Annotated in this window: 15 protein-coding genes and 1 pseudogene; 13 read left to right on the top strand and 3 right to left on the bottom strand. The window is 46.8% G+C overall.

The genetic code is table 11. From position 1 onward, the window contains the following. The first annotated feature begins 194 nt into the window (after positions 1-194). Positions 195-1,802 (top strand): glutamine hydrolyzing CTP synthase, encoded by a 1,608-nt coding sequence (pyrG, locus tag NQS30_RS00510; protein ID WP_003151098.1) that lies wholly within the window; start codon positions 195-197, stop codon positions 1,800-1,802. 47 nt (positions 1,803-1,849) lie between these two features. Here the strand turns inward: pyrG and NQS30_RS00515 are convergent, their stop codons facing one another. Next, a complete protein-coding gene (locus NQS30_RS00515; protein ID WP_007407614.1) occupies positions 1,850-2,371 on the bottom strand; it encodes a DUF2529 domain-containing protein in 522 nt (173 codons plus the stop codon). Positions 2,372-2,535: 164 nt separating this feature from the next. On the opposite strand from NQS30_RS00515, the gene spo0F reads away from it, so the two are divergent. From spo0F to NQS30_RS00570, 11 genes and pseudogenes are all read left to right on the top strand, one after another. After that, complete coding sequence (gene spo0F, locus NQS30_RS00520; protein WP_012118670.1) at positions 2,536-2,910, top strand: sporulation initiation phosphotransferase Spo0F; 375 nt, start codon at positions 2,536-2,538, stop codon at positions 2,908-2,910. Positions 2,911-3,085: 175 nt separating this feature from the next. Beyond that, on the top strand, positions 3,086-3,943 hold the full coding sequence (locus NQS30_RS00525) for a class II fructose-bisphosphate aldolase (protein ID WP_003151102.1): 858 nt from the start codon (positions 3,086-3,088) through the stop codon (positions 3,941-3,943). 118 nt (positions 3,944-4,061) lie between these two features. Next, on the top strand, positions 4,062-4,700 hold the full coding sequence (fsa, locus tag NQS30_RS00530) for a fructose-6-phosphate aldolase (protein ID WP_007407613.1): 639 nt from the start codon (positions 4,062-4,064) through the stop codon (positions 4,698-4,700). Between the two features lie 309 nt (positions 4,701-5,009). Further along, a complete protein-coding gene (locus NQS30_RS00535; protein ID WP_007407612.1) occupies positions 5,010-6,299 on the top strand; it encodes a UDP-N-acetylglucosamine 1-carboxyvinyltransferase in 1,290 nt (429 codons plus the stop codon). A 33-nt stretch (positions 6,300-6,332) separates the two neighbouring features. Continuing rightward, a complete protein-coding gene (gene glpX, locus NQS30_RS00540) occupies positions 6,333-7,298 on the top strand; it encodes a class II fructose-bisphosphatase (RefSeq protein WP_003151105.1) in 966 nt (321 codons plus the stop codon). Between the two features lie 201 nt (positions 7,299-7,499). Beyond that, positions 7,500-7,708: pseudogene (locus NQS30_RS21365) on the top strand (hypothetical protein). After that, positions 7,705-8,991, top strand: coding sequence for a transcription termination factor Rho (gene rho, locus NQS30_RS00550; RefSeq protein ID WP_003151107.1), 1,287 nt, complete (start codon positions 7,705-7,707; stop codon positions 8,989-8,991). Before NQS30_RS21365 ends, rho begins: the two are co-directional and overlap by 4 nt. Positions 8,992-9,112: 121 nt before the next feature. Continuing rightward, entirely contained in the window at positions 9,113-9,313 is a 201-nt protein-coding gene (gene rpmE / locus NQS30_RS00555; protein WP_003151132.1) for a 50S ribosomal protein L31, read from the top strand. A gap of 84 nt (positions 9,314-9,397) precedes the next feature. Then, on the top strand, positions 9,398-9,982 hold the full coding sequence (locus NQS30_RS00560) for a thymidine kinase (protein WP_063094021.1): 585 nt from the start codon (positions 9,398-9,400) through the stop codon (positions 9,980-9,982). A gap of 283 nt (positions 9,983-10,265) precedes the next feature. Then, a complete protein-coding gene (gene malS / locus NQS30_RS00565) occupies positions 10,266-11,963 on the top strand; it encodes an oxaloacetate-decarboxylating malate dehydrogenase (protein WP_007407609.1) in 1,698 nt (565 codons plus the stop codon). Between the two features lie 86 nt (positions 11,964-12,049). Further along, positions 12,050-13,006, top strand: coding sequence for an AEC family transporter (locus NQS30_RS00570; RefSeq protein ID WP_007407608.1), 957 nt, complete (start codon positions 12,050-12,052; stop codon positions 13,004-13,006). A gap of 33 nt (positions 13,007-13,039) precedes the next feature. Here the strand turns inward: NQS30_RS00570 and racA are convergent, their stop codons facing one another. Together racA and gloA2 are read right to left on the bottom strand one after the other, a co-directional pair. Then, positions 13,040-13,603 carry a chromosome-anchoring protein RacA gene (gene racA, locus NQS30_RS00575; RefSeq protein WP_012118668.1) on the bottom strand — a complete coding sequence of 188 codons (564 nt, stop codon included), beginning with the start codon at positions 13,601-13,603 and terminating at the stop codon, positions 13,040-13,042. A gap of 110 nt (positions 13,604-13,713) precedes the next feature. Further along, positions 13,714-14,097, bottom strand: coding sequence for an SMU1112c/YaeR family gloxylase I-like metalloprotein (gene gloA2, locus NQS30_RS00580; protein ID WP_015240761.1), 384 nt, complete (start codon positions 14,095-14,097; stop codon positions 13,714-13,716). Between the two features lie 111 nt (positions 14,098-14,208). Here gloA2 and prfA point away from each other — a divergent pair, with 111 nt between their 5' ends. Beyond that, on the top strand, positions 14,209-15,279 hold the full coding sequence (gene prfA / locus NQS30_RS00585; protein WP_003151139.1) for a peptide chain release factor 1: 1,071 nt from the start codon (positions 14,209-14,211) through the stop codon (positions 15,277-15,279).

Raw genomic sequence — 15,279 nt, forward strand, 5'->3', positions numbered from 1 at the left:
GTATGTATTTTGGGCTCTTCAAAAAGAAGAGAATTCATAAGAGTGCTACGCTCCCTTTCAAGAAATTGAAAGGGAGCTTTCTTATTTTCATCTCCCAAATTCTTTTACACATCATTTGTTTTTAGTGAAATGATTTTCTATAAAACGGCACATTTTAAGGAATGTAGCGCAGACCGAAGAGAGGAGCAAACGAAATGACGAAATATATTTTTGTAACCGGGGGAGTTGTATCATCACTCGGAAAAGGAATTGTGGCTGCGTCACTTGGCCGCCTTTTGAAAAACAGAGGCATGAGCGTCACCATCCAAAAATTTGACCCTTATATCAACGTTGACCCGGGAACGATGAGCCCGTACCAGCACGGTGAGGTATTCGTTACCGATGACGGCGCTGAGACTGACCTTGACTTAGGGCATTATGAGCGGTTCATTGACATTAATCTGAACAGATTCAGCAACGTGACGACTGGTAAAATCTATTCTGCCGTATTGAAAAAAGAGCGCCGCGGGGACTACCTCGGCGGAACGGTTCAGGTCATTCCGCACATCACAAATGAACTGAAAGACCGCGTGTACCGTGCAGGCAAAGAAACAAACGCAGATGTAGTCATTACTGAGATCGGCGGAACAGTGGGAGACATCGAATCCCTTCCGTTCCTTGAAGCCATCCGTCAAATGAAAAGCGACATCGGCCATGAAAACGTGATGTACATTCACTGTACGCTTGTTCCGTACATCAAAGCGGCGGGCGAGCTGAAAACAAAACCGACGCAGCACAGCGTAAAAGAGCTGAGAAGCCTCGGTATTCAGCCTAATATCATCGTCGTGCGCACGGAAATGCCGATTTCTCAAGATATGAAAGATAAAATCGCGCTCTTCTGCGATATTGACACGAAAGCGGTCATCGAGTGCGAAGATGCGGACAACCTTTACTCCATCCCGCTTAACCTTCAGGAGCAGGGACTCGATAAGCTTGTCTGCGATCATATGAAATTAGAATGCAAAGACCCGGATATGACGGAATGGAAAGACCTTGTCACGAAAGTGAAAAACTTGTCTAAAACCATTACAATCAGCCTCGTCGGTAAATACGTCGAGCTTCAGGACGCTTACATTTCAGTCGTTGAATCACTGCGCCACGCCGGCTATGCGTTTGACGCTGATGTGAAGATCAAATGGATTAACGCCGAAGAAGTGACAGAAAGCAATATTCAAGAGCTGACTGGCGGCACAGACGGAATCATCGTGCCCGGCGGTTTCGGAGACCGCGGTGTAGAAGGGAAAATCATCGCCGCCAAGTATGCGCGTGAGAATAAAATTCCGTTCTTCGGCATCTGCCTCGGTATGCAGATTGCATCCATTGAATATGCGCGAAACGTATTAGGTCTGGAAGGGGCTCACTCTGCGGAGATCGATCCGTCCACTCCTTATCCGATCATCGACCTTCTGCCAGAACAAAAAGATGTCGAGGATCTTGGAGGAACGCTTCGTCTCGGACTGTACCCTTGTAAGCTTCAGGAAGACACGAAAGCCTTCGAAGCGTATGCGGATGAAGTGGTATACGAACGCCACCGCCACCGTTATGAATTCAACAACGAATACAGACAGCAAATGGAAGAGAACGGTTTTGTGTTCTCAGGAACAAGCCCTGACGGCCGTCTTGTGGAAATCATCGAGCTGAAAGACCATCCTTGGTATGTCGCTTGCCAGTTCCACCCTGAGTTCAAATCAAGACCGACAAGACCTCAGCCTTTATTCAAAGACTTTATCGGCGCTTCCGTACAAGCTGCAGAACAGAAGTAATAAAAAAAGACTTGCCTCCTTTAAAAGCGGCAAGTCTTTTTTCTGCATCAGGCATATTCCTGCATCATTTCCTTTAACGTAAAGGACAGTGCGTGATAGACATACAGGCCTGTCATTAATGAAGGAAAGCCGTATCTTGTCCCGTCTTCATCAGGCAGAAGCGGCATTTTTAATTTGCTGTCAATATGAACATCACAAAATTCCTCAATCCCGGTTTGATCTTTGATGACAGGAGATACGCCAACGAGGCCGATCCCTTTTTCATAAAGCTTTTGAGCCAGCGCCTGTTCTTCAGCCGTGCCCGGACCTGAACAAAACATCAGCACCCTGTCGCTTTCTGTAATCGAATCAGCTGTATCCGGAAACGCTTTGACGGAAGGCATCGGTTCTGAGCCGAGTTCCGCCTCGCACAAAATGCCCTGCATCTCATTTGCGCCGTATAAATAAATGGTATGACCGCTGACGGCTGCCTGCGCCAGCAGGCGCGCGCCGTCTTCTATTGCTTCGGATTCCTTATCCTGAATGCGGGAAAAAATGCCTGCAAGCTGCGTCGTAAATATCTTTAACATGAGTGAAACCTCCTTTACACATACAAGAACAGTATACAACAAAAGAGAAAATGCTCAGAAAATGTCGGAAAGTAGACTATTATAATTAAAGGAAATGTGAAAATCAAACAGAATACATAAACAACTGCTTCCTTTTGACGAAAATGATAATATTGGGGTGTAAAATGATGAATGAAAAGATTTTAATCGTAGATGACCAATACGGTATACGCATATTGCTCAATGAAGTGTTTCATAAAGAAGGGTACCAGACGTTTCAGGCCGCCAACGGCATACAAGCGCTGGACATCGTAACGAAAGAACGGCCCGATCTCGTGCTTTTAGATATGAAAATCCCCGGCATGGACGGAATCGAAATTCTCAAGCGCATGAAGATGATCGACGAATCTATCCGCGTCATTATCATGACCGCTTACGGAGAACTCGATATGATTAAGGAATCAAAAGAGCTCGGAGCGCTGACTCATTTTGCGAAACCTTTTGACATTGATGAGATCAGAGACGCGGTGAAAAAATATTTACCTCTAAAATCGAATTAATAAAATTAGAAACAATTATGTCATTGTGTTGCCGATTTGTCGAAAAGTTGGTATCCTAGAGATGGAGAAAAAGCGATCTGTTGTTTTACATATGACAGGTTTTTATGGTCATGCTATAGGTGGAAAGCTTTTTTCGAGAAGAAGCAAATCAGGCTACATAAGGAGGACTTTCGACATGCCTTTAGTTTCAATGACGGAAATGTTGAATACAGCTAAAGAAAAAGGATATGCTGTTGGACAATTTAACTTAAATAACCTTGAGTTCACTCAAGCTATTTTACAAGCAGCAGAAGAGGAAAAATCCCCGGTTATTCTTGGTGTTTCAGAAGGCGCGGGACGCTACATGGGCGGCTTCAAAACAGTGGTTGCCATGGTTAAAGCTCTTATGGAAGAATACAAAGTGACAGTTCCTGTCGCCATTCACTTAGACCACGGTTCAAGCTTTGAATCTTGTGCGAAAGCGATTCATGCAGGCTTCACTTCTGTAATGATCGACGCATCTCACCACCCGTTTGAGGAAAACGTAGCAACTACAGCTAAAGTGGTTGAGCTTGCTCATTTCCACGGCGTTTCAGTTGAAGCTGAGCTTGGAACTGTAGGCGGACAGGAAGATGACGTGATCGCTGAAGGCGTAATCTATGCTGACCCTAAAGAGTGTCAAGAACTTGTAGAGCGCACTGGCATCGACTGCCTTGCACCTGCACTGGGTTCTGTTCACGGCCCTTACAAAGGCGAACCGAACCTCGGTTTCAAAGAAATGGAAGATATCGGCAAATCAACCGGCCTTCCATTAGTACTTCACGGCGGTACAGGAATTCCGACTGCCGACATTAAAAAATCAATCTCACTTGGTACGGCTAAAATCAACGTAAACACTGAAAACCAAATTTCTTCTGCAAAAGCTGTCCGCGAAACATTGGCAGCTAAGCCGAACGAATACGATCCTCGTAAATATCTTGGACCTGCTCGTGAAGCGATCAAAGAAACGGTTATCGGCAAAATGCGTGAGTTCGGTTCTTCAAACCAAGCTTAATCCAATGTAACATCCATAAACCGCCTGACAGGATTGACAGGCGGTTTTATGTCTTACCTTTAGAAAGCGCAATCATGTTTTACAGTTCTGAAAATTTATTACTGGGGAGGCTTTCCTTATGTTATTTTTCATTGATACAGCAAACATTGACGAGATTAAAGAAGCTTATGAACTTGGCGTTCTTGCCGGAGTTACGACAAACCCTAGTTTAGTGGCGAAAGAAGCTGACGTGTCTTTCCATGACAGACTTCGTGAGATTACGGAAGTCGTGAGCGGATCAGTAAGCGCGGAAGTCATTTCCCTGAATGCTGAAGAAATGATTGAAGAAGGTAAAGAACTTGCGAAAATCGCACCGAATATCACGGTGAAAATACCGATGACGTCTGAAGGGTTAAAAGCCGTAAAAGCGCTGAGCGACCTGAACATTAAAACAAACGTAACGCTCATCTTCAGTGCCAACCAGGCGCTTTTGGCGGCAAGAGCCGGGGCGACTTATGTATCTCCGTTCTTAGGCCGTCTGGATGACATCGGCCATAACGGTCTTGAACTGATTTCAGAAATAAGACAGATTTTTGACATTCATGACATTGATACACAAATCATCGCAGCTTCCATCCGTCATGCGCAGCACGTGACTGAAGCCGCTTTACGCGGTGCACATATCGGTACGATGCCGCTGAAAGTCATTCACCAGCTGGCGAAACATCCGTTAACGGATAAAGGCATCGAGCAATTCTTGGCAGACTGGAATAAATAAGGGTGAAAAGGGCGGCAAACCGGTTGCATCCGTTTGCCGCACCCTTATGTTTTCCTGTTTGGCAGCGGGCCTTAAGTATCAAAGTGAAGAGTGTGTTTCCCCGGAATGTGAACCCGGCGGGCCTCTGTGCATCCTGTGTTAAAAATGCCCCGCAAAGCTTCGCTATTTTCTTCCTGTTATTTTATAATGTCCTTGTATTCTTTCTCTTCGAATTGGCTACATTTTGGACAAGAGCTTTATTTGCAGAGACAGAATAAAATGCCATTTTATTTACGCTCCGCAGCTATCTTCTTATGGAAGGAGACTATCATGGAAAAGTTGAATATTGCCGGCGGCGATCCGTTAAACGGAACCGTACATATCAGCGGCGCGAAAAACAGCGCCGTCGCATTGATACCCGCAACCATTCTGGCAAATTCCGAAGTAACGATCGAAGGGCTTCCGGAGATCTCAGATATTGAAACGCTGCGTGACCTGCTGAAAGAAATCGGCGGAAACGTCCATTTTGAAAAAGGAGAAATGGTCGTCGACCCTTCCCCGATGATCAGCATGCCGCTTCCCAACGGCAAAGTGAAAAAACTCCGCGCTTCCTATTACTTAATGGGCGCGATGCTGGGCCGCTTCAAACAGGCGGTCATCGGACTGCCGGGCGGATGCCATCTCGGGCCGCGGCCGATTGACCAGCACATCAAAGGGTTTGAAGCGCTTGGGGCGGAAGTCACCAATGAACAAGGCGCGATTTATCTGCGCGCCGAAAGGCTGAGAGGCGCACGGATTTATTTAGATGTCGTCAGCGTCGGAGCGACGATCAATATCATGCTTGCCGCTGTACTGGCTGAAGGTAAAACCGTGATAGAAAACGCCGCCAAGGAACCTGAGATTATTGATGTTGCCACATTGCTCACCAGCATGGGCGCAAAGATCAAAGGCGCGGGAACCAATGTAATCAGAATCGACGGCGTAAAAGAGCTGCACGGATGCAGGCATACGATCATTCCGGACAGAATTGAGGCGGGCACCTTTATGATCGCCGGCGCCGCGATGGGGAAAGAAGTCATTATTGATAATGTCATACCGACTCACCTGGAGTCATTAACGGCGAAGCTCAGGGAAATGGGTTTTCACATTGAGACGAGTGACGATCAGCTTCTTATGCTCGGCGGGCAGAAGCAGATAAAACCGGTCGACGTAAAAACGCTTGTTTACCCGGGATTCCCGACTGATCTTCAGCAGCCGATGACATCTCTGTTAACGAGAGCCAGCGGTACGAGCGTCGTAACCGACACCATCTACTCGGCCCGATTTAAACATATAGATGAGCTGAGACGGATGGGGGCCAACATGAAAGTGGAAGGCAGGTCGGCCATTATCACAGGTCCGGCCGAGCTTCAGGGCGCAAAAGTAAAGGCGAGCGATCTGCGTGCAGGTGCTTGTCTGGTCGTCGCCGGGCTCATGGCTGACGGCGTAACCGAAATTACCGGTCTTGAGCATTTAGACCGCGGCTACAGCAATCTTGAGAAAAAACTCGAAGGTCTGGGCGCCACAATCTGGCGGCAAAGGCTGACGGACGAAGAGATAGAACAGCTCCAAAATTCATAGAAATGCGGACTTTTGAGAGGAGATCGTGTTGAAATGGAAAGAAGCTTATCGATGGAATTGGTTCGAGTCACTGAAGCGGCGGCTTTAGCATCTGCCAGATGGATGGGCCGCGGGAAAAAAGATGAAGCTGATGATGCGGCGACAAGCGCAATGCGTGACGTGTTTGACACGGTGCCGATGAAAGGCACGGTCGTGATCGGGGAAGGCGAGATGGATGAAGCGCCGATGCTTTACATCGGCGAAAAGCTGGGAAACGGATACGGCCCGCGCGTCGATGTCGCAGTCGATCCTCTTGAAGGCACAAACATCGTAGCGAGCGGCGGCTGGAATGCGCTGACGGTGATCGCGGTCGCCGACCATGGAACACTGCTGAACGCCCCGGATATGTATATGGAAAAAATCGCGGTCGGTCCTGAAGCGGTAGGCTGCATCGATATTGAAGCGCCTGTCATTGATAACTTAAAAGCCGTTGCGAAAGCGAAAAACAAAGACATTGAAGATGTCGTGGCAACCATTTTAAATCGTGACAGACACGAAAAGATCATCTCTGAATTGCGTGAGGCGGGCGCCAGAATCAAACTGATCAACGACGGTGATGTCGCGGGCGCCATCAATACGGCCTTTGACCATACGGGAGTAGACATTCTCTTCGGTTCAGGCGGGGCTCCTGAAGGCGTGCTGTCTGCCGTTGCGTTAAAAGCGCTCGGCGGCGAAATCATCGGCAGGCTTCTGCCGCAAAGTGCGGAAGAGCAAGCCCGCTGTGAGCGAATGGGCCTTGATGTATCCAAAGTGCTCCGGATGGAGGACCTTGTGAGAGGGGATGACGCCATTTTTGCCGCAACGGGCGTCACGGACGGAGAGCTGCTGAAAGGCGTTCAGTTCAAAGGCTCCGTCGGCACGACTGAAAGTCTGGTCATCCGGGCGAAATCAGGAACGGTCCGATTCGTTGACGGAAGACACAGCCTGAAGAAAAAACCAAATCTTGTGATCCGGCCATAAATAGATAAAAGCGGGACGGAAAGTCCCGCTTTTCTTTTGCAATAAAGAGTCAACCCTATCATTTATATGTCAAAGCATTATTTAAGTTGAATAATTTTTTGAAATGAGGTAAAAATAAAGAGTGCTGCGATTTTTCTGTGTCATTCCTTCTTTTGAGTACTGGGAAATTTTCAAATTCTACCGCATACAGACGATATAAATATTGATCTTCTCAAGTTTTTGTCCTCGCTTCCTTCAAAACTCATTAAGACATTCCTTTTTTAAAAAAGCGCCGATCATGGGTGGAAGTGTTACCGATAGAAGTTCCTGAACGTTTTATAAAAGAATGTGCTTTGGCGGAATCATGCGAAGCAGCCGATTTGAATGAAAACAGCAATACATTGACTATGAAAAGCGTGGTGTTTTTATGAAAGACGTATCTATTTCCTCTTTGGAAAATATGAAATTAAAAGAACTATATGAACTGGCCAGACATTATAAAATCTCCTACTACAGCAAACTGACTAAAAAAGAATTAATCTTTGCCATTCTGAAAGCCAACGCCGAGCAGGAGGACCTTCTGTTTATGGAAGGCGTGCTCGAAATCATCCAATCGGAAGGATTCGGCTTCCTCAGACCGATTAATTACTCGCCAAGCTCAGAAGACATCTACATTTCTGCTTCCCAGATCCGCCGCTTTGATTTAAGAAACGGTGACAAAGTATCCGGCAAGGTGCGTCCGCCGAAAGAAAACGAACGCTATTACGGACTTTTGCACGTTGAAGCGGTAAATGGAGATGATCCGGAATCTGCGAAAGAGCGCGTCCATTTTCCTGCGCTGACTCCGCTTTATCCGGACCGCCAAATGGTGCTTGAGACGAAACCGAATTATCTCTCAACAAGAATTCTCGATATGATGGCTCCCGTCGGTTTCGGCCAGCGCGGTCTGATCGTAGCGCCGCCGAAAGCCGGTAAAACCATGCTGTTGAAAGAAATCGCTAACAGCATTACGACAAATCAGCCTGACGCTGAATTGATTGTTCTCTTAATTGATGAAAGACCGGAAGAAGTAACTGATATTGAACGTTCCGTAGCGGGCGATGTCGTCAGCTCGACGTTCGATGAAGTGCCGGAAAATCACATTAAGGTAGCGGAGCTTGTGCTTGAACGGGCGATGCGTCTCGTTGAACATAAAAAAGACGTTATCATTCTGATGGACAGCATTACCCGCCTGGCACGGGCCTACAACCTCGTTATCCCGCCAAGCGGACGTACGCTTTCCGGCGGGATTGACCCGGCTGCGTTCCATCGTCCGAAGCGCTTTTTCGGTGCCGCGAGAAACATTGAAGAGGGCGGCAGTCTGACCATTTTGGCGACGGCGCTCGTAGACACGGGCTCCCGGATGGATGACGTCATCTATGAAGAGTTTAAAGGAACGGGCAACATGGAGCTTCACCTTGACCGTTCTCTTGCGGAAAGACGGATTTTCCCGGCGATCGATATCCGCCGCTCCGGCACACGGAAGGAAGAGCTGCTCGTGCCGAAAGAGCATCTTGACCGTCTATGGGCGATCCGCAAATCGATGTCTGATTCTCCGGACTTCGCAGAGAAGTTTATGAGAAAAATGAAAAAAACAAAAACGAATCAGGAATTCTTCGATCTGATCAACCAAGAATGGAAGCAGGCAAACCTTTCATCATCAGCCCGCCGCTGATAAAAAATGTATTTGCAAATGCAGTAAATGACTGATATAATTCTCTCATATGCGTTCCGGATTACTCCGGAATAATAACTCTGTTTCCACACGGGATTCAGGGCGGAAGGAGATGGATACAATGAAAGCAGGAATTCATCCTAATTTCAAAAAAGCAACAGTTAAATGCGCTTGCGGAAATGAATTTGAAACAGGCTCAGTAAAAGAAGAGGTACGCGTTGAGATTTGCTCTGAATGCCACCCATTCTACACTGGACGTCAAAAATTCGCTTCTGCTGATGGTCGTGTTGATCGCTTTAACAAAAAATACGGTCTTAAGTAATAATAGATTTTACAGGCAGGCAAGAATTGCTTCTTGCCTGTTTTTTATGTCCATAAACAGGAAAAAAAGGGGAGCGGATAGCCTATGTACATAATGAAGCAAAGCGGATGGCTTGAGCTGATATGCGGCAGCATGTTCTCTGGGAAATCAGAAGAGCTGATCCGCAGAGTGAAAAGAGCGACATATGCGAAGCAGGAGGTCAAGGTGTTCAAACCTGCCATTGATAATCGCTACAGTGAGGAGGCCGTCGTTTCTCACAACGGCACATCCATGACAAGCCACGTCATCTCGTCTTCGGCTGAAATATGGGATCATATCAGTGAAAGCACGGACGTCATCGCGGTAGATGAGGTGCAGTTTTTCGGCGAATCGATCATCGGCGACTTATCCTCGCTTGCGGATAAAGGCTATCGTGTCATCGCGGCCGGACTTGATATGGATTTCCGGGGAGAGCCGTTCGGCGTGGTGCCGAATCTGATGGCGGTTGCCGAATCGGTGACGAAGCTGCAGGCGGTCTGCTCCGTTTGCGGGTCGCCGGCAAGCCGTACGCAGCGTTTGATTGACGGGAAGCCCGCTTCCTATGATGATCCGGTCATTTTAGTCGGCGCGTCGGAGTCATACGAAGCGAGATGCAGACATCATCACAAAGTGCCGAAAAAAACAGACTGATAAATAACCCTTTTCATGAAAACATCGGTAAAAAATCCGGTGTTTTTTTGACGTTTTTTCAAAAATTGTAGTTAAATAACTTAAAAAAGAGTATGAAAAAATTAAGTAATTTTCATCTCTTGAATTTTCATTTTTACAGGCATAAAATGACTAAGTAATGTAAATAGTTATGAGACATTGTTCGAATAATTGTCAAAAAAAGATATAGCAGATCGCGATCACACTAGCCAAAATGGGTAATTACTTAACTTTGTTAACTATTTGAAGAAAGAAGGAGATTTTCTTGAATAATATTAAAGTAACGAAGGAAGGCAACTTAGAAACTACTTTAAGAGGAAAAGAAGTTCTATCTATCCCTACTTTAAATAAAGGTGTTGCGTTTTCGGCAGAAGAAAGAAAAAGCCTTGGATTAGACGGGCTGCTTCCTCCGACAATTCTGTCTCTTGATGAGCAGGCAAAACGCGCATACGAGCAGTTTCAAGCTCAGCCGGACCGCCTTCGCCAAAACGTATATTTGAATGATTTGCAAAACCGTAACGAAGTTCTTTTCTTTAAATTGCTTCAAAACCATCTTCGTGAAATGCTGCCGGTTGTTTACACACCGACTGTCGGTGAAGCGATTCAAGAATACAGCCATGAGTACAGAAGACCTCAAGGGATTTACCTTTCTATCGATAACGTGGAAGGGATTGAAGAGGCATTTGAAAACCTTCATGCCACTGCCGGAGATATTGATCTGATCGTTGCGACAGACTCAGAAAGCATCCTCGGAATCGGTGACTGGGGTGTAGGCGGTATCAACATCGCCATCGGTAAATTAGCGGTATACACAGCTGCCGCCGGTATTGACCCAAGCCGTGTTATTCCTGTCGTTCTTGACGTCGGTACGAACAATGAAAAACTTCTGAACGATCCTTTATACATCGGTAACCGCCATGAACGTATCCAAGGCGAACGTTACGAAGCTTTCGTTGACGCTTATGTAAAAGCTGCGCTTAAATATTTCCCTAAAGCTCTTCTTCACTGGGAAGACCTTGGAAACAAAAACGCGCGCAATATCATGAAGAAATACAACCATGAAATTCTTACATTCAACGATGACATTCAAGGAACAGGCGCGATTACGCTTGCAGGTGTGCTTGCGGCTATGAAGAAAACAGGCGCGTCTATTAAAGACCAGCGTGTGGTTGTCTTCGGTGCGGGATCTGCCGGAATCGGAATCGCTGACCAAATCCGCGACACTATGGTGCTTGCCGGTCTTTCTGAAGAAGAAGCCAACAAAGCGTTCTACACAATGGACTACAGAGGCTTGTTAATTGAAGGTATGGAAAACATTCTTGATTTCCAAGAGCCGTACCTGCGCACAGCTGAAGAAATTAAAGATTGGAAACGCGATGAAAATGGACAAATTCCTTTCATTGAAGTGATCCGTCAAGCGAAACCGACAATCTTAATCGGTACATCAGGCCAAAGCGGCGCGTTCAGTGAAGAAATCGTCAAAGAAATGGCAAAACACGTTGAGCGTCCGGTCATCATGCCGATGTCTAACCCGACACCGCTTGCTGAAGCCGTTCCTAGCGATCTTTTCAAATGGACTGACGGCAAAGTGCTTGTGGCGACAGGAAGCCCGTTTGACAATGTAGAGTACAATGGCGTTTCTCATGAAATCGGACAATCTAACAACGCATTCGCGTTCCCTGGACTTGGTCTCGGTTCAATCGTTGTAGAAGCGAAAGTGATTACTCCTGCAATGTTTGCAGCAACTGCTGACGCAATCGCAGAAAGCGTTGATTTTGAAACACCGGGTGCAGGCCTTCTGCCGAGCATGAGCGACTTACAAGAAGTTTCAATTAAAGTTGCGATCGCCGTAGCGGAAACTGCCATTAAAGAAGGCGTGGCAAACCGCATTCCTGAAAATGTAGAACAAGCCGTTCTTGATGCAATGTGGAAACCGCAATATAAGCAAGTTGTCGCTAAATAATTTTTACGATTAATTTTACAGTCCGAGGGAAAGCTTTTATGTAAAGGCTAAAGTATACGGACATTAAGGATTTGGAGGAGAACATTTTGAGCTTCTTAGATATTTTAATCCTCCTGGCGCCGATCTTTTTCGTGATCGTGCTGGGATGGTTCGCAGGTCGCTTCGGAAGTTATGACGCGAAGTCAGCAAAAGGGGTAAGCACCTTAGTTACGAAGTACGCGCTTCCGGCGCATTTTATCGCTAGTATTTTAACCACTTCAAGAAGTGCGTTTTTATCACAGGTTCCTTTGATGGTCGCTTTGATCATTGGGATTGTCGGATTCTTTATCGTCATTCTGTTGGTTTGCAAATTTATCTTCAAGTATGATTTAACGAATTCATCTGTATTTTCTTTAAACTCTGCACAGCCGACATTCGCTTTTATGGGTATTCCCGTACTAGGAAGCTTATTCGGAGCAAGCGAAGTAGCGATTCCTATCGCCGTTACGGGTATCGTGGTTAACGCCATCCTTGACCCGCTTGCGATCATTATCGCTACTGTCGGTGAGTCATCTAAGAAAAAAGACACTGAAAACGAGAACTTCTGGAAAATGACTGGTAAGTCTATTCTTCACGGTCTTTCCGAACCGCTTGCGGCTGCACCGCTTATCAGTATCATTCTGGTACTCTGCGGTGTAACACTCCCTGGCTTGGGAGAAAAAATGCTTGATCAGCTCGGAAGCACAACGTCAGGTGTTGCGCTCTTCGCCGTCGGTGTAACTGTCGGTATCCGCAACATTAAGCTCAGTCTGCCGGCTTTCGGTATCGCTTTGTTAAAAGTTGCCGTTCAGCCTGCGCTGATGTACTTGATCGCTCTTGCAGTCGGACTTCCGGCTGACCAGATCACTAAAGCGGTATTGCTCGTTGCATTCCCTGGATCTGCGGTAGCGGCGATGATTGCCACACGTTTCGAAAAACAAGAGGAAGAAACTGCGTCCGCGTTCGTGATCAGTGCGATTTTATCTCTCATCTCACTGCCGATCATCATTGCGCTGACTGCATAATGAAAAGCTCCCTGTTTCAGGGAGCTTTTTTGATTAGAATTGAAATTTAAAAGGCGAAAATCTCGTTTTTTTTCTGGGTTTCTTATGTTCTGAAGAAGCGGCTGTTTCTGAGAGGGGAGCTGTCTGGGCAAGTTCCTGGATGCGGGAGGCCAATGTCTGCAATTCGGTATTGAGGTCGTCAATTTCCCGCCTGTGCTGAAGAAGCTGATAAGACACCCCTTCATCCGCCTTTTGTTTCAGCTGGCGTTCAAGCTCCTCTATCCTTGAAAGCAGATGGCTCTCACCTTGTTTCTCTTTCGTGAGAATGTCCAGTTTGCGCTCCAGCTCTGCCAATCTTTGTTCAGCGCCGCCATTGATTTTCGGACGCTGCAAAATGAAGCCCGTCCGTTTTTTCGGCTGCCGGGGCACTTGAACGTCCAGAAGGGCAGTGCCTTCAGAAATTTGCCGTTTGACCGATTTCAGCACATCAAGATCCTCAGGTGTAAAGGAATAATGTCCGAGCTCATTCCGTTCAGCCGGAAGATTCAGCTGCTTGACCCACCTTTGCACCGTTTTTGCGGAGACGCCGAGCTCTTTCGCGGCCATGTTTGTATTCATGATCACATACCTCCTTTTTGCTAGGTATTCGACCATGAGGCGGCGTTCCCTTCATGTTAGACAAAACAAGAAGGAATTCGCCAAAGAAAGCGGCATTTCTTCAAAAAACGTTACGCTTCATACAATTCAAGCGGAAGCTTGTCGGGATCAAAGAAAAAGGTATACCGTTTCCCCGTCAGCGGATCGGTTCTGATCGGTTCTGTGCCGACGCCCTTTTCCTTTAACTCCCTGACGGCTGCTTCAAGATCGTTTACGGTGAAGGCGAGATGCCGGAGACCCGCGGCTTCCGGTCTGGTCGGCCGTTCGGGCGGGTCGGGAAAGGAAAACAATTCAATTGCATACGCGCCGTCCAGCGCAAGATCAAGTTTATAAGATCCGCGTTCCTTTCGGTATGTTTCTTTTATAATGCCGAAACCGAGAATCTCGGTGTAAAAAGCTTTCGACTTTTCATAATCAGAGCATATGATTGCTATATGGTGGATGGATTTCAGCATATCCGCCCCTCCTTTTTTGCTTCAGTATAACAGAGGCGAATTGCTTTTGACTGGCGATAAGCCCTATACTATAATGAGAATGTTACGCACAGGAAAACAGAGGTGAAGACCGTGTTAGACCGTTTACAGTCAATTGAACAACGATACGAAAAATTAAATGAGCTTTTAAGTGATCCGGAAGTGGTCAACGATCCGAAAAAGCTTAGAGAATATTCGAAAGAGCAATCTGATATACAAGAAACCGTTGAAGTCTATAGACAATACAGAGACGCATCAGAACAGCTTGCCGATGCGAAAGCGATGCTTGAGGAAAAGCTTGATGCCGATATGAGAGAAATGGTGAAGGAAGAAATCTCCGAACTGCAGGGAGAGACGGAAACCTTATCAGAGCGTTTGAAAGTACTCCTCATCCCGAAAGACCCGAACGATGACAAAAACGTAATCATGGAGATCCGCGGAGCAGCGGGAGGAGAAGAAGCCGCGCTGTTTGCGGGAAATCTCTACAGAATGTACTCCCGTTATGCCGAAATCCAAGGCTGGAAGACTGAAGTCATGGAAGCAAACGTGACCGGAACGGGCGGTTACAAAGAAATCATCTTTATGATTACGGGAAAAGGCGCATACTCCAAGCTGAAGTATGAAAATGGCGCGCACCGCGTACAGCGTGTTCCGGAAACGGAATCAGGCGGCCGTATTCATACATCCACGGCGACGGTGGCGTGTCTTCCTGAAGCGGAAGAAGTAGAAGTGGACATCCACGAAAAAGACATCCGCGTCGATACATTCGCATCAAGCGGACCGGGCGGACAAAGCGTAAACACGACGATGTCGGCCGTACGCCTGACGCATTTACCGACCGGTGTCGTCGTTTCCTGTCAGGATGAAAAATCTCAGATTAAAAACAAAGAAAAAGCGATGAAGGTGCTCCGCGCCAGAATCTATGACAAATTCCAGCAGGAAGCTCAGGCTGAATATGATCAGACCCGTAAATCAGCCGTCGGTTCAGGCGACCGTTCCGAGCGTATCCGCACATACAATTTCCCGCAAAACCGTGTGACGGATCACCGCATCGGCCTGACGATTCAAAAGCTGGATCAAATCCTGGAAGGCAAGCTTGATGAAGTGGTTGAAGCGTTAATCGTAGAAGACCAGTCAAGCAAGCTCCAGCAGGCGGAAAATTAA

Source organism: Bacillus sp. B1(2022) (assembly GCF_040259625.1).
GTDB classification, from domain to species: Bacteria; Bacillota; Bacilli; order Bacillales; family Bacillaceae; genus Bacillus; species Bacillus velezensis.

What these genes read in the sequence shown, in the direction of transcription:
- NQS30_RS00515 (WP_007407614.1), bottom strand. Translation starts at nt 2,371, where the DNA reads ATGTTAAAGATATTTACGACGCAGCTTGCAGGCATTTTTTCCCGCATT.
- glpX (WP_003151105.1), top strand. Translation starts at nt 6,333, where the DNA reads ATGGAAAGAAGCTTATCGATGGAATTGGTTCGAGTCACTGAAGCGGCG.
- spo0F (WP_012118670.1), top strand. Translation starts at nt 2,536, where the DNA reads ATGATGAATGAAAAGATTTTAATCGTAGATGACCAATACGGTATACGC.
- NQS30_RS00560 (WP_063094021.1), top strand. Translation starts at nt 9,398, where the DNA reads ATGTACATAATGAAGCAAAGCGGATGGCTTGAGCTGATATGCGGCAGC.
- fsa (WP_007407613.1), top strand. Translation starts at nt 4,062, where the DNA reads ATGTTATTTTTCATTGATACAGCAAACATTGACGAGATTAAAGAAGCT.
- NQS30_RS00535 (WP_007407612.1), top strand. Translation starts at nt 5,010, where the DNA reads ATGGAAAAGTTGAATATTGCCGGCGGCGATCCGTTAAACGGAACCGTA.
- NQS30_RS00525 (WP_003151102.1), top strand. Translation starts at nt 3,086, where the DNA reads ATGCCTTTAGTTTCAATGACGGAAATGTTGAATACAGCTAAAGAAAAA.
- pyrG (WP_003151098.1), top strand. Translation starts at nt 195, where the DNA reads ATGACGAAATATATTTTTGTAACCGGGGGAGTTGTATCATCACTCGGA.
- rpmE (WP_003151132.1), top strand. Translation starts at nt 9,113, where the DNA reads ATGAAAGCAGGAATTCATCCTAATTTCAAAAAAGCAACAGTTAAATGC.
- rho (WP_003151107.1), top strand. Translation starts at nt 7,705, where the DNA reads ATGAAAGACGTATCTATTTCCTCTTTGGAAAATATGAAATTAAAAGAA.
- racA (WP_012118668.1), bottom strand. Translation starts at nt 13,603, where the DNA reads ATGAATACAAACATGGCCGCGAAAGAGCTCGGCGTCTCCGCAAAAACG.
- gloA2 (WP_015240761.1), bottom strand. Translation starts at nt 14,097, where the DNA reads ATGCTGAAATCCATCCACCATATAGCAATCATATGCTCTGATTATGAA.